General features: G+C 68.2%; 1 protein-coding gene. It reads right to left on the bottom strand.

Translation table 11 applies throughout. The features are described 5' to 3' along the window. Window positions 1-81 precede the first annotated feature (81 nt). Window positions 82-554: PIN domain-containing protein (locus AC01Y6_RS11150; protein ID WP_476671598.1), on the bottom strand; the 473-nt coding region annotated here is incomplete at its 5' end.

The raw sequence follows: 554 nt of genomic DNA, 5'->3' as shown, positions 1-554 counted from the left end.
CCCCTATCGGGCCAGGTGCTGGCCTTCACTCCCGGAGCGTTTCAATCCTCTATGAGCCTAACTATGAGCCTAACTATGAGCCTAACCCTTGCCCTCCAAGAGGTCCATCACCCCCGCCAGGGCCTCCGCCAGCGAAACCACCCAGAGCCCCCTCACCCTTCTCCCCATGAGGGGCCCAAAGTGGCGCTGGTCCCCGGTCACCAGGGCCTCGGCGCCGGCGCTCCAGGCAGCCGCCAGGATGGGAGCATCCTTGAGGGGTAGGCCTTCCGCCAGCGCTTTCCGCACCAACGCCATCGGGGCCTCGGGGACCATTTGCACCCCTTCCCGTATCCGCTGGAGGCAGTCCAGGGCCTCGGGCCGCTTGGCTTCCAGGTTGCGCCGGGCCTCCTCCAGGGCGTGGGGGGAGGTGAGGAGGAGGACCTTGGCCCTGGGCGCCAGCTCCAAAAGGGCTCGTGCCCGCCCCTCTTGCCAGCAAGCGGCGAAGAGGACGTTGGCGTCCAGGAAGAGACGGTGGAGCCTAACGGGCGAGGGCGGCAAGGCGGGCGCGTTCCTCC

It is taken from the genome of Thermus sp. (assembly GCF_056332225.1).
The sequence above is the reverse complement of the archived record's forward strand: the minus strand, read 5'-3'. Positions and strand labels throughout refer to the sequence as shown.